The sequence below is a fragment of the Vibrio sp. CyArs1 genome (assembly GCF_022432925.1).
Lineage (GTDB): Bacteria > Pseudomonadota > Gammaproteobacteria > Enterobacterales > Vibrionaceae > Vibrio > Vibrio mediterranei.
The window spans coordinates 1,067,814-1,087,098 of record NZ_JAKRBO010000001.1; the positions used below are offsets into that span (position 1 = coordinate 1,067,814).

Annotated in this window: 22 protein-coding genes; 11 read left to right on the plus strand and 11 right to left on the minus strand. The window is 42.9% G+C overall.

From position 1 onward, the window contains the following. Window positions 1–69 precede the first annotated feature (69 nt). The 3 genes from MMA19_RS05020 to MMA19_RS05030 all read left to right on the plus strand — a co-directional run bounded on the left by MMA19_RS05020 (window position 70) and on the right by MMA19_RS05030 (window position 3,191). Window positions 70–1,848, plus strand: coding sequence for a terminase family protein (locus MMA19_RS05020; protein ID WP_240205656.1), 1,779 nt, complete (start codon window positions 70–72; stop codon window positions 1,846–1,848). Further along, a complete protein-coding gene (locus MMA19_RS05025; RefSeq protein WP_240205657.1) occupies window positions 1,845–2,873 on the plus strand; it encodes a phage portal protein in 1,029 nt (342 codons plus the stop codon). The genes MMA19_RS05020 and MMA19_RS05025 overlap by 4 nt, the downstream gene beginning before the upstream one ends. 66 nt (window positions 2,874–2,939) lie before the next feature. Then, window positions 2,940–3,191, plus strand: a complete 252-nt coding sequence (locus MMA19_RS05030; protein ID WP_240205658.1) for an ogr/Delta-like zinc finger family protein — start codon at window positions 2,940–2,942, stop codon at window positions 3,189–3,191. On the opposite strand, the gene MMA19_RS05035 is transcribed toward MMA19_RS05030, so the two are convergent. Continuing rightward, window positions 3,186–3,404: a hypothetical protein gene (locus tag MMA19_RS05035; protein WP_240205659.1), complete on the minus strand. Its 219-nt coding sequence runs from the start codon at window positions 3,402–3,404 to the stop codon at window positions 3,186–3,188. The genes MMA19_RS05030 and MMA19_RS05035 overlap by 6 nt on opposite strands. A gap of 335 nt (window positions 3,405–3,739) precedes the next feature. Here MMA19_RS05035 and MMA19_RS05040 point away from each other — a divergent pair, with 335 nt between their 5' ends. Together MMA19_RS05040 and MMA19_RS05045 are read left to right on the plus strand one after the other, a co-directional pair. After that, window positions 3,740–4,573, plus strand: a complete 834-nt coding sequence (locus MMA19_RS05040; protein ID WP_240205660.1) for an FRG domain-containing protein — start codon at window positions 3,740–3,742, stop codon at window positions 4,571–4,573. A gap of 142 nt (window positions 4,574–4,715) precedes the next feature. Further along, window positions 4,716–5,075 (plus strand): SMI1/KNR4 family protein, encoded by a 360-nt coding sequence (locus tag MMA19_RS05045; protein WP_240205661.1) that lies wholly within the window; start codon window positions 4,716–4,718, stop codon window positions 5,073–5,075. Window positions 5,076–5,464: 389 nt separating this feature from the next. On the opposite strand, the gene MMA19_RS05050 is transcribed toward MMA19_RS05045, so the two are convergent. Then, window positions 5,465–6,490 (minus strand): IS110 family transposase, encoded by a 1,026-nt coding sequence (locus MMA19_RS05050; protein ID WP_240205662.1) that lies wholly within the window; start codon window positions 6,488–6,490, stop codon window positions 5,465–5,467. A gap of 509 nt (window positions 6,491–6,999) precedes the next feature. Between MMA19_RS05050 and MMA19_RS26605 the strand changes: the two genes are divergently transcribed. Further along, entirely contained in the window at window positions 7,000–7,452 is a 453-nt protein-coding gene (locus tag MMA19_RS26605) for a hypothetical protein (RefSeq protein WP_346657522.1), read from the plus strand. Window positions 7,453–7,591: 139 nt separating this feature from the next. Here MMA19_RS26605 and MMA19_RS05060 read toward each other — a convergent pair whose 3' ends face one another. From MMA19_RS05060 to MMA19_RS05085, 6 genes are all read right to left on the minus strand, one after another. Next, window positions 7,592–8,800: a hypothetical protein gene (locus MMA19_RS05060; protein ID WP_240205663.1), complete on the minus strand. Its 1,209-nt coding sequence runs from the start codon at window positions 8,798–8,800 to the stop codon at window positions 7,592–7,594. 240 nt (window positions 8,801–9,040) lie between these two features. Continuing rightward, window positions 9,041–11,146 carry a hypothetical protein gene (locus tag MMA19_RS05065; RefSeq protein WP_240205664.1) on the minus strand — a complete coding sequence of 702 codons (2,106 nt, stop codon included), beginning with the start codon at window positions 11,144–11,146 and terminating at the stop codon, window positions 9,041–9,043. Further along, window positions 11,143–11,370, minus strand: coding sequence for a hypothetical protein (locus MMA19_RS05070; protein ID WP_240205665.1), 228 nt, complete (start codon window positions 11,368–11,370; stop codon window positions 11,143–11,145). Before MMA19_RS05070 ends, MMA19_RS05065 begins: the two co-directional genes overlap by 4 nt. A 9-nt stretch (window positions 11,371–11,379) precedes the next feature. After that, complete coding sequence (locus MMA19_RS05075) at window positions 11,380–11,787, minus strand: hypothetical protein (protein ID WP_240205666.1); 408 nt, start codon at window positions 11,785–11,787, stop codon at window positions 11,380–11,382. Beyond that, on the minus strand, window positions 11,784–12,077 hold the full coding sequence (locus tag MMA19_RS05080; protein ID WP_240205667.1) for a hypothetical protein: 294 nt from the start codon (window positions 12,075–12,077) through the stop codon (window positions 11,784–11,786). Before MMA19_RS05080 ends, MMA19_RS05075 begins: the two co-directional genes overlap by 4 nt. 75 nt (window positions 12,078–12,152) lie before the next feature. After that, window positions 12,153–12,488: a hypothetical protein gene (locus MMA19_RS05085; RefSeq protein WP_240205668.1), complete on the minus strand. Its 336-nt coding sequence runs from the start codon at window positions 12,486–12,488 to the stop codon at window positions 12,153–12,155. Window positions 12,489–12,692: 204 nt separating this feature from the next. On the opposite strand from MMA19_RS05085, the gene MMA19_RS05090 reads away from it, so the two are divergent. Beyond that, the gene (locus tag MMA19_RS05090) at window positions 12,693–13,157 is read left to right on the plus strand and encodes a hypothetical protein (protein ID WP_240205669.1); all 465 of its coding nucleotides are present in this window, start codon (window positions 12,693–12,695) and stop codon (window positions 13,155–13,157) included. Between the two features lie 17 nt (window positions 13,158–13,174). Here the strand turns inward: MMA19_RS05090 and MMA19_RS05095 are convergent, their stop codons facing one another. Next, window positions 13,175–13,714, minus strand: coding sequence for a phage regulatory CII family protein (locus MMA19_RS05095; RefSeq protein ID WP_240205670.1), 540 nt, complete (start codon window positions 13,712–13,714; stop codon window positions 13,175–13,177). A 152-nt stretch (window positions 13,715–13,866) separates the two neighbouring features. Next, window positions 13,867–14,067: a Rha family transcriptional regulator gene (locus MMA19_RS05100; RefSeq protein ID WP_112460220.1), complete on the minus strand. Its 201-nt coding sequence runs from the start codon at window positions 14,065–14,067 to the stop codon at window positions 13,867–13,869. 202 nt (window positions 14,068–14,269) lie between these two features. Here MMA19_RS05100 and MMA19_RS05105 point away from each other — a divergent pair, with 202 nt between their 5' ends. Genes MMA19_RS05105 through MMA19_RS05115 form a run of 3 tightly spaced genes read left to right on the plus strand, consistent with a single transcriptional unit; the run spans window position 14,270 to window position 16,784 of the window. Beyond that, entirely contained in the window at window positions 14,270–14,869 is a 600-nt protein-coding gene (locus MMA19_RS05105) for a helix-turn-helix domain-containing protein (protein WP_240205671.1), read from the plus strand. A gap of 29 nt (window positions 14,870–14,898) precedes the next feature. Next, a complete protein-coding gene (locus tag MMA19_RS05110) occupies window positions 14,899–16,050 on the plus strand; it encodes a DUF262 domain-containing protein (RefSeq protein ID WP_240205672.1) in 1,152 nt (383 codons plus the stop codon). A gap of 11 nt (window positions 16,051–16,061) precedes the next feature. Continuing rightward, on the plus strand, window positions 16,062–16,784 hold the full coding sequence (locus MMA19_RS05115; RefSeq protein ID WP_240205673.1) for an MAE_28990/MAE_18760 family HEPN-like nuclease: 723 nt from the start codon (window positions 16,062–16,064) through the stop codon (window positions 16,782–16,784). Between the two features lie 5 nt (window positions 16,785–16,789). Here the strand turns inward: MMA19_RS05115 and MMA19_RS05120 are convergent, their stop codons facing one another. Next, entirely contained in the window at window positions 16,790–17,830 is a 1,041-nt protein-coding gene (locus MMA19_RS05120; protein ID WP_240205674.1) for a DNA cytosine methyltransferase, read from the minus strand. A gap of 384 nt (window positions 17,831–18,214) precedes the next feature. Here MMA19_RS05120 and MMA19_RS05125 point away from each other — a divergent pair, with 384 nt between their 5' ends. After that, entirely contained in the window at window positions 18,215–19,261 is a 1,047-nt protein-coding gene (locus MMA19_RS05125; protein ID WP_240205675.1) for a tyrosine-type recombinase/integrase, read from the plus strand. Window positions 19,262–19,285 lie beyond the last annotated feature (24 nt).

Sequence of the window (19,285 nt, forward strand, 5' to 3'; positions counted from 1 at the left end):
TTGGCTAAATCCGAATTCATCCGAATTTTGCTTAGTCATTTGAGAGTTTTCGGGGCGTATGATGCAGCTATGGCATATTCAGATGAAATTAAAGAGGCCGCGAAAAAGCTTTATTTACGCGGGGTACCTCCAAAGGAAATAGCGGCGCAACTTAACCTAAATAGCGACCGCATCATTTATACCTGGGCGGAGAAATTCGGCTGGGCTTTGTTGTTGAACGAACTTTCTGTAGAGGAAATGATTAACCGCCGTTTGGCCGTGTTAATTGATAAGGACGAGAAAACCGATCAGCAGCTTAAAGAGATGGATAAACTCATAGACCATCACGTTAAGTTGCTAAAAGCGAATGCCGATGCAAAAGCCAAAGCTGAACGCATGCTTTCGCAAGGCAGCTCGAAGGCTAATGATTCTGAACCAGCCAACCAAGGCCGTGGTGGCAACAGCAATCGCAAAAAGAGTCGAAAGAAAAACAGCATTGAGCACCTAGCCGAAGAAGACTTTAAACGCTGGCATGAATCGTTGTTCGAATATCAGCATGTCATGCGTAACAATATTAAGCAGCGTATTCGCAACATCCTTAAATCACGCCAAATCGGTGCGACTTACTACTTCAGTGGTGAAGCGTTAGAAGATGCAATTCTAACGGGCGATAACCAAATATTCCTTTCTGCTTCTCGCGCTCAAGCGGAAGTTTTCCGCAGCTACATTATTGCTATTGGTAAAGAGTTTTTAGACATCGAGTTAACCGGCAACCCGATCATTCTTTCTAACGGCGCAGAACTACGCTTCCTATCAACTAACAGCAAAACAGCCCAGAGCTACCACGGCCATGTCTATGTTGATGAATATTTCTGGATACCTAAGTTTGATGAGCTGAACAAACTCGCTTCAGCAATGGCTACGCATAAGAAGTGGCGTAAAACCTACTTTTCTACACCGTCTTCAAAAATGCACCAGGCTTACCCATTTTGGACGGGCGACCAATGGCGAAAAGGCAAAGAGTCTCGCGCCAAGATAGAATTTCCAACCTTTGAAGAATATCGCGATGGTGGCCGACTCTGCGACGATAAGCAGTGGCGTTATGTTGTCACCATTGAAGATGCCGCTAATGGTGGTTGTGACCTATTCGATATTGATGAACTGCGAGAAGAATACAGCCAAGACGACTTCAACAACCTGTTTATGTGTGTGTTTGTTGATGGTTCGCTTTCTGTCTTCAAGTTCTCTGACCTTGAAAAAGGCATGGTAGACGCGGCCCACTGGCAAGACTTCAAACCAAACAATAAACAACCTTTTGCCCGTCGAGAGGTTTGGTTAGGTTATGACCCATCACGAACCCGAGACAATGCCTGCTTGGTGGTTGTGGCACCGCCTGCCGTAGCGGGTGAAAAATTCCGTGTATTGGAAAAGCACTATTGGAAAGGGCTCAACTTCCAGTATCACGTTTCAGAGATCGAAAAAGTCTTTCAGCGTTACAAAGTCACTTACATTGGCGTCGATATCACGGGCATTGGTGGCGGTGTTTGGGATTTAATTTCTAAGAAATACCCGCGTGAATCTCACGCTATTCACTACAGCAACGAAAACAAAAACCGCCTTGTGATGAAGATGATCGACATTGTAGAAGCCAAACGACTGCAATTTGATGCCGAACACAAAGACATTGCTATGGCATTCATGGCGATTAAGCGAGTACCAACCGCCAGCGGCAACGCCATGACATTCAAAGCAGAACGCAGCCAAACCACAGGCCACGCCGATGCATTTTGGGCAATTTCTCACGCCATTATTAATGAGCCGTTAGACCACTCAACACCAACTAAATCAACTTGGGCAACCGCAGCATGACCGAGCAAATAGAAACTTTAGTCAAACAAGAAGAACAAGCACCCGAGTCGGTTTACCACATCGACTCTGCACCCGAAGCTATCGACTCTAATAGTTGGATGACTTCCTACTCAGATTTGTTTTACAACGATTCCGATAACTATTGGGAACCGCCAATTTCACGCACTGGATTAGCCGATATTACCAGAGCCAACGCCTATCATGGCTCTTTGCTGATCGCTCGGGCCAACTATGTGGTTGGTCGATTACAACAAGGAGTCTCAACTCGCCGCAGGCATATTCAAGCTTTTTGCCGCGACTACTTTACCTTTGGTGATGGCGCTTTCTTAAAAATCCGTGATGGCTTTAAACGTGTAGTACGTTTGCACCCGTTACCTGGCATGTATTTACGTAGGCGTAAAAACGGCAACATTGTCATTCTTGAACGAGACAACCAACAGCGAGAATACCGCAAAGAAGATGTGATCTTCTTACCTCAGTACGACCCACAACAACAAGTTTATGGGTTACCCGATTATTTAGGCAGCATTCAGAGCAGCTTACTAAATAAAGATGCCACACTATTTCGTCGCCGTTATTACAAGAACGGGGCTCACATGGGCTTTATCTTCTACGCTTCTGACCCGAACCTAAGTGAAGAAGACGAAAAGAAGATGAAGGAAAGCATTGCCAGCTCCAAAGGCGTGGGTAATTTCCGCAGTATGTTTGTGAACATTCCAAACGGCAAAGAGAAAGGTATCCAGTTAATCCCCGTGGGCGACATTGCCACTAAGGACGAATTTGAGCGAATTAAGAATATTACCGCCCAAGATATTCTAGTGGGCCATCGCTTCCCAGTAGGTAAAGCAGGGATCATCCCTCAAGGTACCACCAGTTTAGGCGACCCGATCAAGATTGGCAGTGAATACGCCAAAGATGAAATCATTCCAGTCTGTGAACTGATTATGGATGAAGTGAACAGCGACCCAGAGATCCCCAAGCGACTCCATTTAAAGTTTGATACCGATACGGGAACAACCGCATAAAACTGTACAAAAACACAGTTTGTGGCTTAATATTGAACTGTCAGTCAGTTCAGCTAGGTCATTGTTATGAGAGTGCTTTGCCCAGAGTGCGGCGAAAAAAGCCGCATCCAGAAATCAAACAGAATGAGCTCGAAATATGCAGATTTGTATTGCTCGTGCAGTGACCCAGAATGTGGTCACACATTCGTGATGAACTTGTCTTATAGCCACACTCTTAGCCCTAGTGCTAAAACCACCTCGCAGTTAGCTTTTAATATGGTTAAGGCCTTAGCACCAGAACATAGAGAAGAATTGAAACAGCAGCTTTCCATTTTATAGCTTAAAAGTTGGACTATCCGCTTCATCAGCCATCCTGATTATCGATTGGATGACTTTTATTTTTTCATCATCCAAAAGATGAGCAAACCTTGGCAGTACTCCTTCAAGTAGCACACGCCCCGCTTCCTCTCTTCCCTGCCCTGTCGTGCTTACGGCAACACCATCGATGATGACATCCAGAGCGGATTGAAATAGCTGCTTTTCTTTAGACATATCAATATCCTTACCAGTGACACTGAAAATATACTGTATATCCATACATGTTTCTAGCTAATTTCTTAGACCTACTTCACTCATATGTCATTTTCCTTCCCTGCGAACTGCAGTGGTAAGATTCAGCCAAACTGTCCATCCAGATCTAACAACAAACTGCACTACTCAGTGCTTTCGGCACTTATACGGAAACTTTCCGCAAAACCCTCTTTCGAATCACATAACAGACTGATGTAAATTGAGTTTCATAATGATTACTAGCACCATAGACAAAATGCAAATACGGAAAAATTCCGTCTAATAAGCGTTAAGTTAACTTTCAGTATTGGAGTACTATGTTAGTTAAAGGTATAGAGAAAATAATTCGAAAGAAGCTTCAGTTTGAAACGGATGCATCATGGATTGAATGCAGAGTGTCTACTTGGAGGCAACTAGAAAGAATCTTTGAAATTCTTGATCAAGATAACTGGCTTTTTAGAGGTCAGACAAATGCTGACTGGGGTTTAAAAACAAGTATTTACAGGTTGTTTGAGGATTTTTCATACCTTAACTTATCAGAGCAAGATAAGTACGAGTTTGAACAAGAAATAGTGAGAACATTTAAAGCTAATGCGCACTTATACGGTATAAATAATTTAAGTGAAAGCGATACGCTGGAGTGGCTTTCCGTGATGCAGCACTATGGGGCTCCAACTCGTATGTTAGATGTATCGCATTCTCCGTACATAGCGAGTTATTTTGCATTGGAGTCTGGTGAGGATGATTGTGCAATATACTGCTTTAATTATCATAAGTTTAAGGAAATTGACGAAGAGCTTTTTGGTAATTCAGTTTACAAAGATAGAGTGCTTGATTCAAAAAATGATGGTGGTAATTTTCTTATGGCTTATGAACCTTTTAAAACAAATGAAAGGTTACTTCTTCAGCAAGGTGCTTTTCTAGTTCCGAGTAATACAACTGATACTTTTGACAAAATCGTTGAAGAGTACGGAGATGAAAGTAAGTGTTTAAAAATTGTTATTCCATCATCTCTTCGCTTAGAGGGATTACGTAAGCTTCAAAAAATGAATATTAGCGCTGCCACTCTTTTCCCCGGGATTGACGGCTTTTGCAAGTCCTTAAGAACTAGAGTTATAAACCCTCTTCATAAGCTAAAACGGATTGAATAGGTTAACTTAACAAAGCAATCAAGGTGACCCGTTACACTCGGCATTTTGGGTTTGAAGTTCGGTGCGCTTTGTTAGTGTAGTGTGGGGCACCTTATCGCAGGCGTTAGTTGTACTAGTTTGCGATGTGAAAACGGATAGATTTATGTTTAAAACAATTACAGATGCCCAATTAGGTGAAGCTCAAGAAATTCTAGGTTTTGAATTTCCACTTGAATATATAGAGTTCATTAAATCTGGCTATGACCTAGGCGATGCGCCTATTGAAGCGCTAGAAATACTGAATCCTCCCAGCTATGCGAACATTTTCGAGACATTAAAAAATGCTCGCGAGTATTACGATTTACCAGTGGAATTATTACCCATATGCGAAGATAACTCTGACTATTACTGTTTAAACCTCAGCGGTGAGGTAGTGTTTTGGTCACACAACGGAGTAACAGGTGAGAAATGGGCAAATGTTGCAGATTGGCGAACGCAAATGATCGCGGAGTCTGAGGAGTAAACGTAAAACTAACAAGTTGTTCAAGCAGACAGCTAACGTTTGGCGATTTTGGTTTGGTTGAGTTTAGTGATTACGGTGGCTTTGTTTGGGTGTAGTGGTAGTTAGCTGCTACTTAACAAGGCTACATGGATTCCCCCGGCTGTCAAACATCCGCTAAACTTCAAGTGATGGGTTTTGGACTGCCGCTCTACATTCGGTCTACTTATCGATGGTTCGCAACATCGTGACCCTGATGACTTTGCGCGACTGCGGTGCCTTATTCGTTAGATGACATTTTAATGTCCGCCGCATTAACAGGCTCTCCGCACGTGGTCTTAACCTATCTCCATCCATTGCGTCTGCTATGACCCGGTGGGTGTAATACTCTCGCTGCTTGGGTTCGTTAGAGCTTAAGCAGCGTAGTTCTCATACTCTGTTTGATTGTGTAACAGTGACCAGATGATACGTGCGTTCTTAGCCGCTAAAGCGACAACCGCTCGGTTCATACCTCGTCGTTCTAATACATTTCGACACCACTGGCTGAGCCTATCTTGCTTATCACCGAGGTTGGCGATGACGGTTCTTGCTCCGTGGATGAGTAGCGTACGAAGGTATTTGTCCCCATGCTTGGTGATTCTCCCAAGTTTGAGTTTACCGCCTGTAGAGTATTGCTTGGGAACTAAGCCGAGCCAGGCAGAGAAGTCCCGGCTTTTATCGAACTGAGCTCCATTGCCTATCGAGGCTAGTATGGCGGTCGCAGTTTGAGGGCCGATCCCTCGGACTTTCATAATGCGCTGAACGTTATCGCTGATCTTAGCGAAGGACTCGAATGTCTGCTCAGTATCTGCAATGCGTTGGTTGAGAGCATAAAGGTGTTGGTATGCGTCATGGATAACGACTCTAGCAAGTTGAGGCAGGTCGTTTTCTGCATCTTCGAGAATGAGTGGAACCTGCTTCATTAATGACGAGCGCCCGACGGGTATAACGAGCCCAAACTCAGAAAGCAGAGCTCGAATGCGGTTCATGATAGCTGTTCGTTCGCGAACCCAGTGCTCACGCATACGATGTACCGACAAAATAGCCTGTTGCTCTGGAGATTTAATTGGAACAAAACGAGTCGCAGGGCGTTGAACAGCCTCACATATCGCGACGGCATCATTGAGATCGTTCTTTCCTTTAGTTCTGTATGGAGCGACATATTTAGCCGCCATGATGCGCGTATCGTGACCAAGTTTGTTGAGAGTTCTTGCCCAGTAATGTGCACCACCGCACGCTTCCAAACCTATACGCATATGTGGAAGGTTTGATATGGTAGTCAACAACTTAGAGCGTGTAACTGACTTATGTAGAATAACTTTGCCTTTTTGGTCAACGACATGAAGACTGAAGTGGTTCTTAGCTAAGTCGATACCGCCAAAATACGAATAATCAGACATGGTGCCTCCGGTTCTAACAAGTACCACAAGAGTGTGGCAGATCCTCGGGAGGGGGAATCCATGTCATTCGTTATGTGCTAAAAGCGTAAAGGAGTAATCAATAATTATGGTGGGTCGAACGGAAGCATATAAACAAGGTTATCTTGCTAAGCACTATAGAAATCCATATCCAAGAAATTCAACCGAATTTAATGATTTCGAGCGAGGCTGGTCTCAAAGAATTAAGAGTATACGTCCAGCCCCGCCTCTAAAGTATTATCAGAATGACCAGATGGCGCAAAGTAATGTTCAGGCAAGCAAGCCTAGTTGTAAATCTCCAAATAGTGCTACCAAATACAATCCTTACGCTGAAGCTAAAGGAAAGTAGTTGATCAGTATTGCACATAACAAATTGTTCAAGCAGTCAGCGATTTTGGCCTGAATTGGGTTTAGTGATTACGGTGGCCTTGTTTGGCTGCAGTTGTGGTTAGCTGCTACTTAACAAGGCGTTAGAAGTTTTAGGAATAAATATGGGACGCAGGAGAGAACTAGGTAGTATTGCAAGCGGTATTATTGGCTCGTTTCGGAGTAGAAACAATGATGTCGATGGTTATTGGGGTATCGGTAAGCTTTACCTGTCCGTAGACCACCTTCAAAGCAAATGTGTTTCAATAGACCTTTGCTCCCAACAGATTGCTCCATATTACCCGCACTTTGACCTCATGACTGAACGCTATTCAAAGATGTTTAAAGGGTTGCTTGTAAAACATTCAATTCCGTTTGAATGGGTTCGCTCAGCATACGTTTACGTTGAATTTGAAGCAGAATATGAGGAGCGTCATCACAATTGGCGGAGTGCATTGGGAAATCCGTGCAATCTCGTTTGTGTAGTCATAGATGACAATGGCAAAAGTCATGTTGCTCGTGCGTATACAAACTGTTTCCCACATGACGCGAAAAGGGAAAGTCGGAGCACTAGGTGAGCAAACTTCTAACAAATTGTTCAAGAGTGATTCGCAACGCGTGGCATTTTCAGTTTGCGTTGGTTTATGTGTTTAAGGTGGTATGCGGCGGCTTCGGTATTGCGTTGCTCACACCTTAACAAGGCGTTAGTCGTACATATCAGCCTCGTGGAAAATGTTTAGATAAGAAAATCAGTATTTCGTTCATCGTCTGATTTGCTGACGGTGCATCTTGGTGAAATCTTAACTTTGTGTCTTCCTTGAATATCGGCATAAATACAATTTCAGAATCTTTTTCTAGTCTTAACTCACCGAAGTATTCTTCCTCTTCAGTTTCCATAAAACTCATGGTGACAGCGTCATCTGGAGTATGGGTAAATAGTTTAAAACCTAGATAAGTATCGTCAAAGGGAAGTGATTTCATAGACTCGTAGTGATCTGAAAAATTTTCCGACCAGTCCTGTATAAGCTTGTTGATTGTCTGCACGTGTGGCTCTGAAACCGCAAACTTAACCATTCTTTTAATTTCTAGACTTTTACGAAATGCATTAAGGTTGGTGTCTTCCTGTCCATTCCCAAATCGTTCAGCAATTAAGTTAGCAACGGCGTTGAATGTTTCATAGTCTTCAGAAAGTATTTCAGCAGTTGTACCATTGACTGGGAGGTTTAGATCGATACATAAGTAGTAGATTTCAAAGTAGGCAGTGATATACATGCCTAGTTTTGTTTCGTTCACGTCGATATTTCTAGTGCCAAATGCTCCTGAAAATATTCCAAGTCGTCGGTGCAGAAACTCAAATAACTGTATAGTCAACGACTCTAAAAGATACTCGTTATTTGCATCTCGTTTTTCTTCCATAAAGTACTCGTAGAATTCCCAAAAGCACTTTCTTGTGCCATCGAAATACTGTTGTATATCTTCGCTCAGGCTTTCTTTTGGTGTAATTTGACCTTTCTCATGCAGTCTTTGAAATTCGTACAGCTCTGCATGAATAACAGGTAAATCATCCTTTGTAATGAATTGCCAATTTGCAGTAGTTATTTTTCGTCCATATACCCGTTCAAAAAAGCTCTCTTGCTCAAGGTAAGTTTCAACTAAGCGCTTAGATTCTTGTAATTTGTTGGCTTTAGTTGTTTGGGCTGAGCGGTGGTTTGCTATAACCCATGTAGCAAGCGGCAGTGACAAAGAAGCAATAGCTATTGGTAGCTTCATTGTTGCCCAAATGTTGCTTAGAAATGCTGAAAATTCAAGGCTGTAGTGTATTCCTAAACCGATACCGATGGCCGTCAGGAATGGGATAGTAATTGACGCGATAAATAATGGGCTCGCAAATACATCTTTGTCTTTTGCTACGAACTTTTCGTACATTGTAGTAACCTTACACCTTGATATAATTAGGGTTATACACAAGTTAGCTGGTGTAATAAAGTACTAAGAGTGTGATGTACGGCTAACAAACGACTATGGCGTCAATAATTAATCTATAGCTGTGTTTTCAACCCACATGTCGCCATCTCTTAGCATCGAATTTAGTGTTACTACAATCTTTCGCACACATGCAATAGTACTCATCTAACCTTTCGCCTTTTGATTTAGGCATACACGCTCCTAACTCAACATTGGTTGAAACCGCCCTTCTAAATAATCAGCAGTAATACTCCGCCAATAGCTCACCTCATTTTCATCAACCTCAATGGGTTGCACTACATCGTGGAGTACAGAGTGCCAGTATGCCTGATTGTCTTTGAACCTAGCGAATGAGCTTTCATAAAAGTTATCAGCACTGTGCTTCACATCACTCAAATCTAGGTTACGACACTTCAACGCCCAGCCTCTTGCACCTGCCGCCCAGAACATGAAGTCGTCTACTTTTTGCTTCGCATCTTCACTATCAAAAGAAATACAAAAACGATTCGAGTTACTAACGTGAACCCCACGTTCTCTAATGACCTTGCTGATCTTTTGAGCCTCTTTTTCTAAGCGAATAATTCGGAAATAAAGCCTGTTTTTATAGTCTTCAGGCTTACCCTGTTGTTTTGCGATTGCTTTAGCTTTGATGGTTTGGGCCTTGGCCGCATTCAGTTTGTTAATTTTACGCCGCAAAGGTTTCTTCCATTGCTCTAGCCTAGAGCCCATCTCTCGAATAATCGCTGTCATATTGTGAGTTTCGAATGCCGCAAGGCACTCCCAATCTGGAGCTCGTGAGCATCGAGCGATATTGTATCGGTTACCACGTATTAACCCCTGACCAGCATTCGCACCTTTCGCGGCATACCCAACGGCCTTAATGATATAAGAGCTCGCGGCGGTAGGTTTACGGATACGCTCTAATTTCGCAAAACCATGCCCCCAGATTTTTTCTAGTCTCTTGGCCCATGGGCTAAACAAAGGCTCGGGAACAGACCAACGCAATAGCAAATGAACATGAGGATTCGGTTCACCGTCCTCATTTGCCGGGCACTCTGCGACCCAAATGTAATGAAAATCTGCTGGTATTACTGTTGGCCCTTCTATCGATGGCTGCACATGCATAGGAACTTTGTGATTTTTAAGGTCACTGTACTTAGATCCAGACTCGGGATCTATTTGCGTTGTGTGGTCTGCAACCCAACCGCGCTGGTACATTTTTTTGGCTGCATCTAAGAAGCGTGATACCTCTTTGCCGATGGTCGTTTCTAGGCCCTTTTCCATCGTGAATTCTTTCTCTGGCTTTTGCTTAATGTCGCAATACGGCCCTGCGATGATGCTTCCTCGGTTCATTACTCTTGGGTATGGGGAATCTTTTGTTGGAACAGTGATATATTCACCCCCGATATCAGTAATTGGATCCCAGATTTTCTTTTCACCACGCTTAGGATAGCTAGTTACCATGTTGCGCTTGTACTGTATTGGGTGATGTGAACCCATGGTTTGGCAATCGGCCTCATCCAACATCCCACCAAACAATTCAAGTCGTTTCTTTTTAGAAAAGGTCAGAGTAAGAAACGTAGTAAACCCACCATGACAAGCAGCCGTGTATGCACCGGCTTCGAATATTCGACTCACAGCTCTTGGATTTAGTTTTTCAGTAAACCTCGCTCCAACGTTTTCCGCGGGCGCATTACCAGACGGTGTTTCTGTTATCACCTGGAGCTTATAAGTTTCGTTCCAATCACGATGCATCAATTGCACAAACGTCGGTACTTTGTTTGGCTCCCCTCTCGCTCTTTTGCCATTCTCATTCAGAATCGAGGCGCTATTTTGCTCCGTAGAGCGGTACAAGACGTGCTCATTATCATGGGCTTGTGATGACGCCAATAAAATGGAACTAGGGCATCTAGCTCGCAAGGGGCCCAGCAAACGGCTAATTTTTTTGAAGTTATCAACCCTATATCGCCCTGTCGGACTTTTGCTCCCCTTGACTAGCCTATACTCTTCGGCGATTCTCGCCGCCGCTTCGCGGAGGTGTTTGGGCGTATGATTTACCTTTTTAAAGAAGTCCGTTCTACTAATAAGATCGATGTCGCGCTTCGATTTTTTGTTGAGAATACGGTCATAAATAGGGATTTTCTTAACTGCCCCACTATCTAAAAGTGCCTGTTCTTGGTCGGTATAAAGTTTGGAACCAAAAAAACCAGCGTTATAGCTGGCATCGTTTTTTTTGATTCGGTCAAGGGGCATAACTGCCCCTCCTATGTATAAAAGATCTTTTTCAGGTATGGGTTTATAGCTCATACTTCCCCCAATTCCTGAGTCGTGACCAACATAAAGCCTCCTTTACCCTCACCTTTGCTCAACACACCTTTAGTTAAGTGAGCGCAATCTAAATCTAAACATGCCTGATCTATGGCTTGTTCTATCGATTCGAAATCACCAACAAGGACATTGGCAACTTCTTGTGTTTGTTCATGACGGATAATTCCACCGTCAGGGCAGAGCATAATTGCGGCATATTGCATAGTGGCCCCTTACTTACCAATGACTGACAAGCAGTACTGTTCGAATTGAAAAAGTGCTTCATCGTCCCAACGGCCAAGGTCACGCAACGCAAGCATTTCAATAAACAAGCTGCGGTTTTTCATATCTAGCTGTGACCAGTGATGCAGCTGTGGTTTGGCATTGTCGTTTTCATAAGAGCGGTACCAACTCACATAGTTATGTGCGAAAAACACGCTTGCGCGATCACCTTGCATAGCCTCTTTGATATCGGCTAAAACATCTTTTAATGGGCGGTGGGTTTGAACAGGTGTGAGCTTTTTAGCAATCGCATCAAGCTGAATCACTATTTCCTCTTGCTGCACTGTGCTGCTTTTTTCAAAACGTGCTGCAATCTGTTCAAATGACTGGTTGAATAGTTGTTCGTAAATGTTGCTCACGCTGCTACCTCCGCTTCTTTTTTGTCACGAAGCTGCGCAACTCTTTCGATAATCTTGTCTTCAACCGCTAGTAAATCCTCAAGCGCTTCTTCGCTATCCAAAATCACCAGGTTATAAACCCGGTGAGTAGCGTTATCTGAGAACAAGACAATGTTCATCAGCTTCATTTTGGATGAGTACTCAATTCGAATACTCAGAACGTCGGCACAATCCATTGCTAAGGCATACAAGCTTTGAATCGTGGATAGGACTGCGCGTTTAATCGCGATTTTGGCTGCTGTGTTATTCATCTTTCCTTGCTCCTACGCTAAGACGAAAAGGAGCCCCTATACGGCTGGGGCAAAGTTGGCTAGTAATGAATAGGGTTAATGGGTGCTGCTAAAGTGGTAGTGCTTCAAACGACGAACATCGCCCAACTGTTTGTCAAAACCGACTACAGCCTCTTTTAAGTACTGCATCCCCTTGCGGACTTTTTGCAGTTCTAAATCATCGAACGACTCAAATTCACGCTTGTAATCTTTCGCTGGTAAACCACCTGCGATAAGCACTAGGCCGCGGCTCTTGTCTGGTAGGTTGTTGAACATTTTTTGCAACTTGCGGCGGGTTGCCTCACCGTTAAACAGTGACTTACACGCCGCGATACTTTCTGCAGCACAAGGTGTTTCACGTAGTGTTTCTTGGGTTCTAGCTAATTGACTCATAACGCCTCCTTGATATGTGCTGATTTTAATATCCAGATCAGCAACTGGTTGTGTAGTAGTGCGACCCAATACACGGTAGAATTACTTTGCGACTCAATAACAAAGTAGGAATTAGCATGGATAATCCAGACCACTTCAAACAACAGATACCTCGCAAACCAGAACCACCAAAAGACGAGGAATAACTCCTAGAGGGTGACACCAATGACGACAAAAATTAGTAAGTTCGATATTGAATACAGCTTTTGGCTGGAAGAAATGCACTACACGTTTTGGCGAAGAGTTGATGCTAGTATCAACATCGCACTTATTATTTTGGGCACATCGGTTGCAGCTTCCTTGCAGCTCGACTTTTTGGTTGGTTTGGCGGTGGCTATTCTTGCTGCTATCAATGTAGTAATTCAGCCTCTTAAAAAGTCCATGCAAGCACGTAGTCAAGCAGAGAAGTTTGGAAAACTTTTGAGTGTTATGGATGATCATGAAGCGAAAGAATTTAATAACATGGTCCACACTGCCTCGGAACACAGCAGTGATCCACTTGGAGCTATCACTGCACTTGCATTTAACCGCGCTGCCATTCGCCTTGGATTGAAACCCAACTACGAATACACCTTCATAAATAAGCTTGTAGGTCACTTCATTGGTGACTTGCCCGACAGCCGTCCTTAATACCATTCCCTTTACCCTCACGCTAAACCCGGTAATGGCGCACCATTAGCCAAAAAGTCTGTGCCCATTTGTATAAATGGCTGTAGGCCTGTGGTGCGGTCTTCGATTTCATTGATAAGCAGGACGAGATTGCCGATACCTGCTTGTGCTTTTTGGATGAGAGATTGCTTTTGTGTCCTTGAGAAATAGCTTTGGTTGCCGTGTGCCAAGCCCCACGCGGAGAGTTCGCCAGCGTTAGCGCTGTGTTTGAATAGGCGTCCTACTATGGACTCGGCTTGTTCGGCTGACTCAACGGGTGCGGTAACCACGTCGAGCCCAAGCAAAAGACTGTTGACCAGCGTGTAATTACCACTGACTTTCGAGATAGCGATAAGCTCGACAGGTTTCAGCACGTGTGGCTGATCTGGATTGAGCTTATTGCGCAGCATGGTTGGCGACATTTCTAGCTCTCGGGCTATCGCTTCCATGTTTTCTTGTCTCGCGAATGAGAAACAAGCTTCGTCAAATGACTTTTGTTTGAGCTCACGAAATTCGCACATTGAGTTCTTTTCGTTCATGACTAACACTCATTTAAAGAATAAAGGTACGAGAACGAACGACCAATAAATGGCGTTTAACCAAATTGGGCATTTATCTGGGTATCTTTTTTCCCAAGCCTTACTCAATGCATCTCGCAAAGTGGGCTTGGTCGATGGTGAGGAGGCGAACTTCATACCTCTTGCTCCGCTGAGCGTTGCATCAGCTTTGGCAAGTTGATAAGAACCGAGCCTTTTTCGCCTTTCTTTTCAAGGATTGGGATATCGCCATTTGCTATGGCGCGATTTAGAGAGGAAGCGGACCAGCCAGTGCGTCTAAGAAACTCTTTTTTAGTACAAAAAGGTGCGTCAACCGCTATTTGAATAGTTGCCATAATGCTATCCTACTTGTTTGAATTTAGTTGAAGCTTATTGGTGAGACATGACAGCTCCAACTCACTTATAACGAATTTTTGATCGCTTTTACGATATTGTCAAATCGCAAAATGGAAAGAATTAGTTAAACAACAAAGTGAAACTCTAAAAAGTGATCTGAGACACCTTTTATTGTATGTCACAAGTGATACAGGTATCGAAATGAGCAAAATAGACGCTAAAGTCCCACCTTTTGAGTATCTCAAAGGTAGAGATTTCACTCAGAAGCTAAAAGAAGTGACTAATTGTGCAACTTTCGATTTAGTTGCTGACCACTACGGCGTGCCGAAATCTACGTTCTTCACTTGGCATACACATAACCGTACTGGCTTCGAACTTATCGTAAGAGAGCATTTGGCCTCGGGTGCCTCAGTTAGGTATTTGGCTTTAGGCGAAGGAAAACCCTTTGATAACAAAGCCAGTACCGGTGAGGAGCTAAGGCTCAACAAACTAAGTGGCGGAGTGCTGGAAGACAGCGGCTCCATGTCTCTGGATCTCGCGACTCTTGAAAGATTTGGCTTAAAACCAGACATGACCCAAGTAATTGAGGACGACGCTGGCCTGTACTACATAGACAAAGAATCAACAGACCCTATCTCGGGTGATTATCTCATCGATGTAGATGGAAGACTGTCTATTAACTACCTACAGCGTTTGCCGGGTAAAAAGCTCGCTATTGCGTTTGGAACATCGACTATTGAAGTGTCTGAGGATGACATTAAGGTGCTTGGTCGCGTGGCGATGGAAATGAAGAAGAAGTAAATACTTATCAATCTGTGAGAGTTCTGCATATGCAAAATGAATTTAGTGAGTTTAAACAATCTCAAATAACTGAAGAAAAACAAGCCATTGCTGAAGAACAAATTTTGGAAAAACAGAAAATTTCTGACTACGACATTCGTGAATACCCAATCGAAGTTCTAGTATCAAAATTTACAGTCGGACTAGAAGATGATGAAGCAGACATATACATCCCAGACTACCAGCGTGAAATGATTTGGAAAATTGCTCAAAAAATCAGATTTATAGAATCAATTTTAATCAACTTACCTATCCCGTATATCTTTCTGGCTGATGATGATGAAGGGCGAAGCGAGGTCGTCGACGGATCACAACGAATTCGTACAATCGTTGAATATGTGCAAGGCCACTGGCCACTGAGAAAGTTGGAGCTTTTACCTGCTTTGGAAGGCTTTTATTTCCATGACTTACCCAAATCTCGACAACGACGTTTCTTTAAGAAAACAATTCGCATGATCGAAATGACACAAAACTTAGACGATGAAGCTCGCCGTCAAATGTTTGACCGTCTAAATAGCGGTGGTACCAAGCTAAAACCAATGGAGCAGAGACGAGGTTCAAAGGATGGTAAGTTCCTAAACTTCATCAAAGAAGCAGCCAAAAGTTCTCTATTTGCAGAACTGTGTCCGATAAGTCCCAATTTAATCAAGCATCGTGAGAATGAAGAGTTTGTCTTGAGATTCTTTGCCTATACCGACCGCTATACGAGTTTTAACCATAGAGTTGATGAGTTTCTTAATGATTATTTAGACGATATGAATGCTAAAGGCTTCAATGAAGAAGAATTACGCAACAAGTTCGACACCATGTTGGAGTTTGTGAAGCAGAACTTTAAATATGGATTCAAGAAAAACGCAACCAATAATTCAGTGCCACGTATTCGATTTGAAGCTATATCAGTTGGTTGCACACTTGCACTACAAGAAAACCCCAACCTAAAGGTAGAAAATGTCGATTGGTTATTTAGCCCAGAATTTGGTCATTTAACAAGGTCGGATTCTAGTAACTCGAAACCAAAGGTTGCAAATAGGATTCATTTCGTTCGTGATAGCTTACTGGCTCGAGATATCGAATTAATTGGTGATCCTGATAAAGTCTTCTCTGACCCAAGGAAAATTGACCCTCAACCAGAACTATTTTAGTACTTGCGATCATGAATGAATATATTGAAGATGCTATAGATTTATTAGAAGAGCGCTCCCAAGAGATAGAGCGTCATCTATGCTTTGTAAAAGAACTTATTGATAGTAAACCACAATATTTGGCAAAGGTTAGTGATGAGAAACTGGTTAAAAGCTCAGATTATCAGATTGACCGAAGATTAGTCAAAACGCTATCCGCAGCAAGCTATTTGCTTATTTATAACCTTGTTGAGTCTGTAATGACTGATTGTCTTGATGCTGTTCATAAACAATTAAAGTCAGAAAAGCTTAGCTTTTTTGAGCTTAGTAAAGAGTTGCAAAAGATCTGCTTAAAGGACTTTAATAAATTTACTGCTAACCATAAAACGGCAGAAAATCATGGTGAAATAACTCTTGAGAAGGCTATGACATGGCTAGGTTATAACCGTTTCAATCACTTCAACGGAAATATCGATGCTAAGATGATTCAGAAAAAAGCTGGAGAGTACGGCTTTAGTATAGGTGAACACGATCGAAAGTTTACTGAAGACGGAAAGATCCTCAAAGATATTCGAGATAATCGCAATCGACTAGCTCATGGTGAAGTATCATTTGAAACTTGTGGTCAAGAAACTGCAATAGAAGCCCTTATTACGCTTCACCAGCAAACAAAAGTTTACCTAAATGCTGTACTGATAGGAGTTGATCAATACCTGACAGCACAGCAATATAAGCGCAGCTCGCTCACCTCTTGAATAAACTATTGGTTGAAGGAGTCTACATGCTCCTTCAAGCTCTCACCTATAATATGACCCAAGTCAACCGGCACTGCATTGCCAATCATTTTACCAACGCTTGAGATGCGTAATAACTCTGTATCAGATACAAACTCGTAGTCACGTGGGAATGTTTGCAATATAGCAGCCTCACGTAAAGAAATTGCTCTATTTTGTGAGGGGTGGCCAAATCGACCATTACCAAATCCATAACATTGAGTTGTCATAGTTGGGCTTGGTTCATCCCATTTCATACGTGCATAAACACTGGTGTAGGTTTTACCTGAAGATTTTCTGTGGCAATCAGCCAAAAGGTCTTTAGGCCAATCCCGCCACGTTCCACCTTCTTTGGATGCCCTCATTCTTCTCATGTTTAGCTCGGATAGACCAGAACAAATATGAAGACGATCACTTTCATCTTGTTGTCCTGCCTTTAGAGCTGGTAATTTGTTGTTACCTATAGCATCTTCCACTGTAGCATAATCATCCTTTGAATGAGTTTTTGCCTTCAATTGAATCGGACCGAGTTTCGAAGCTAATAGTACATGTCTACTTCTACGTTGTGGCATCCCATAGTCAGGACAAAACACCTTATCAGCCCAAACATAGTAGTCTAGAGACTCTAGCTCTTTTACAAAATCATGATAAACCTCATGCTTAATCACGTCTGGAACATTTTCCATAGTTACTAGTTGAGGTTCAACTTCATTGATCAAACGAGAAAATGCATATAGCAACGGCCACTTTTTATCCTTACGAACATCACGTCCCTGCGAGTAGGTTGAAAATGGCTGACAAGGAGCACATCCAGCCAAAACCTTCAAATCGGTGTCTTTGTAGTGAGCAAGCAATTCTTCTTTAGTTAAATCAATTACACTTTTTTGAATAAAAAGTGCGTCATTATTCCGTTCATAAGGGTAGCGACAAGCTTCTTCAATGTCGTAACCTGCGACAACATCGATACCTGCTCGCTGTAAACCGTGCGTCAACCCACCAGCCCCACAGAACAAATCAACTGCCTTCACTTTATACCTTCACCTTTAAAAATAATCGCGGGATTTTATCAGATAATTATCTATATGGATCCATTTTTTCTCTTCGCTTCAGAACAGCTCTTCAACTAAGGTCACGGTCATTGGACTAAAGCTTCTATCACTGTAATTATATACATACCATTTTGTGTATCAAGGTCTCTTACTCCAAATATCAAGAGTAAAAATAGTAACTCACCTCAGAAGTCACTGGTTCTTAGGGATGTGAGAAAAGATTTGTATGCAGCTTCCGTAAACAAGTCATGCTCCCCTTAAAATGAAACTAGCACTTGAATATATTGTGCGCAGCTTATCAAACATTGCAAAACACTTACATTCTGATACTGTTTATTTATACATACCTGCCATAGCATATCAATGACAGTCAGAAACCTTAAAGATAGCCACAAAAAAACTTGGCTCTGTGAATGCTACCCACAAGGCCGAAAAGGTAAACGTATTCGCAAGCGCTTCGCCACCAAAGGTGAAGCACTTGCTTTCGAAAAGTTCACTATGGCAGAAGTGGATGATAAGCCTTGGCTCGGTGATAAAAAGGACTTGCGCTCACTTAGAGACTTAGTCGAGCTCTGGTATAAACTTCACGGCCAGCACCTCAAGTCGGCGAAAAAGGTTTACCCTCGCCTCTGCACCATAGTGGAAGAACTCGGGAATCCGTTTGCCATCAAGTTTACAGCAAAAGACTTTGTTCACTGGCGCTCTAGTCGCAAGTCTAAAAACCGATATGGCGATGAGACTACCGCAGGCTCATCCATTTCGGCGCCAACCAATAACCTTGATTTAAGGTATTTGCGAGCGGTATTCAACGAGCTGATTTCCCTTGGTGAGTGGACTCAACCTAACCCTCTCGCCACAGTTAAATCGATTCCGGTAACAGAGTCTGAAATGGGCTTTTTCTCAAATAACGACATCGCCACCCTCTTCGACCGAATCTACAAAAGCAAACGCGCCAAGGAATATGAACTGGTGTGTAAGGTATGTTTGTCTACCGGAGCGCGAATATCCGAAGCCAATAACCTGCGCCTTCCGCAGATTACGAAGCACAAAATCACGTTCCTTGATACCAAGAGCAAAAAGAATCGCACTGTGCCGATCACTGAAAAGCTCTACAACGAGCTGATGGCGTTTGAGCGAACGGGCGAAAAAGACAAGCTGTTTAAGAACTGCCTTCATGGCATTGCGTATATTGTTAGGCAAACATTCCCTGAACTGCCAGACGGACAAAACACTCACGTGTTTCGACATACCTTTGCAAGCCGATTTATGGAGGCCGGAGGAAACATTCTGGTTCTGCAAAAAATCCTTGGTCACAGCGACATCAAAATGACGATGCGCTATTCCCATTTTTCACCCGATCACCTCATTCAGGCAGCCGAGCTAAACCCAATTTCCAAACTAGGCCTGTAGCCAATAAATGGCGACAAAATGGCG

Coding starts and splice junctions, on each gene's coding strand:
- MMA19_RS05035 (WP_240205659.1), bottom strand. CDS start 3,404: ATGTCTAAAGAAAAGCAGCTATTTCAATCCGCTCTGGATGTCATCATC.
- MMA19_RS05125 (WP_240205675.1), top strand. CDS start 18,215: ATGACAGTCAGAAACCTTAAAGATAGCCACAAAAAAACTTGGCTCTGT.
- MMA19_RS05025 (WP_240205657.1), top strand. CDS start 1,845: ATGACCGAGCAAATAGAAACTTTAGTCAAACAAGAAGAACAAGCACCC.
- MMA19_RS05065 (WP_240205664.1), bottom strand. CDS start 11,146: ATGAGCTATAAACCCATACCTGAAAAAGATCTTTTATACATAGGAGGG.
- MMA19_RS05085 (WP_240205668.1), bottom strand. CDS start 12,488: ATGAGTCAATTAGCTAGAACCCAAGAAACACTACGTGAAACACCTTGT.
- MMA19_RS05045 (WP_240205661.1), top strand. CDS start 4,716: ATGTTTAAAACAATTACAGATGCCCAATTAGGTGAAGCTCAAGAAATT.
- MMA19_RS05070 (WP_240205665.1), bottom strand. CDS start 11,370: ATGCAATATGCCGCAATTATGCTCTGCCCTGACGGTGGAATTATCCGT.
- MMA19_RS05060 (WP_240205663.1), bottom strand. CDS start 8,800: ATGTACGAAAAGTTCGTAGCAAAAGACAAAGATGTATTTGCGAGCCCA.
- MMA19_RS05110 (WP_240205672.1), top strand. CDS start 14,899: ATGCAAAATGAATTTAGTGAGTTTAAACAATCTCAAATAACTGAAGAA.
- MMA19_RS26605 (WP_346657522.1), top strand. CDS start 7,000: ATGGGACGCAGGAGAGAACTAGGTAGTATTGCAAGCGGTATTATTGGC.
- MMA19_RS05020 (WP_240205656.1), top strand. CDS start 70: ATGGCATATTCAGATGAAATTAAAGAGGCCGCGAAAAAGCTTTATTTA.
- MMA19_RS05090 (WP_240205669.1), top strand. CDS start 12,693: ATGACGACAAAAATTAGTAAGTTCGATATTGAATACAGCTTTTGGCTG.
- MMA19_RS05115 (WP_240205673.1), top strand. CDS start 16,062: ATGAATGAATATATTGAAGATGCTATAGATTTATTAGAAGAGCGCTCC.
- MMA19_RS05050 (WP_240205662.1), bottom strand. CDS start 6,490: ATGTCTGATTATTCGTATTTTGGCGGTATCGACTTAGCTAAGAACCAC.
- MMA19_RS05105 (WP_240205671.1), top strand. CDS start 14,270: ATGAGCAAAATAGACGCTAAAGTCCCACCTTTTGAGTATCTCAAAGGT.
- MMA19_RS05040 (WP_240205660.1), top strand. CDS start 3,740: ATGTTAGTTAAAGGTATAGAGAAAATAATTCGAAAGAAGCTTCAGTTT.
- MMA19_RS05030 (WP_240205658.1), top strand. CDS start 2,940: ATGAGAGTGCTTTGCCCAGAGTGCGGCGAAAAAAGCCGCATCCAGAAA.
- MMA19_RS05100 (WP_112460220.1), bottom strand. CDS start 14,067: ATGGCAACTATTCAAATAGCGGTTGACGCACCTTTTTGTACTAAAAAA.
- MMA19_RS05080 (WP_240205667.1), bottom strand. CDS start 12,077: ATGAATAACACAGCAGCCAAAATCGCGATTAAACGCGCAGTCCTATCC.
- MMA19_RS05095 (WP_240205670.1), bottom strand. CDS start 13,714: ATGAACGAAAAGAACTCAATGTGCGAATTTCGTGAGCTCAAACAAAAG.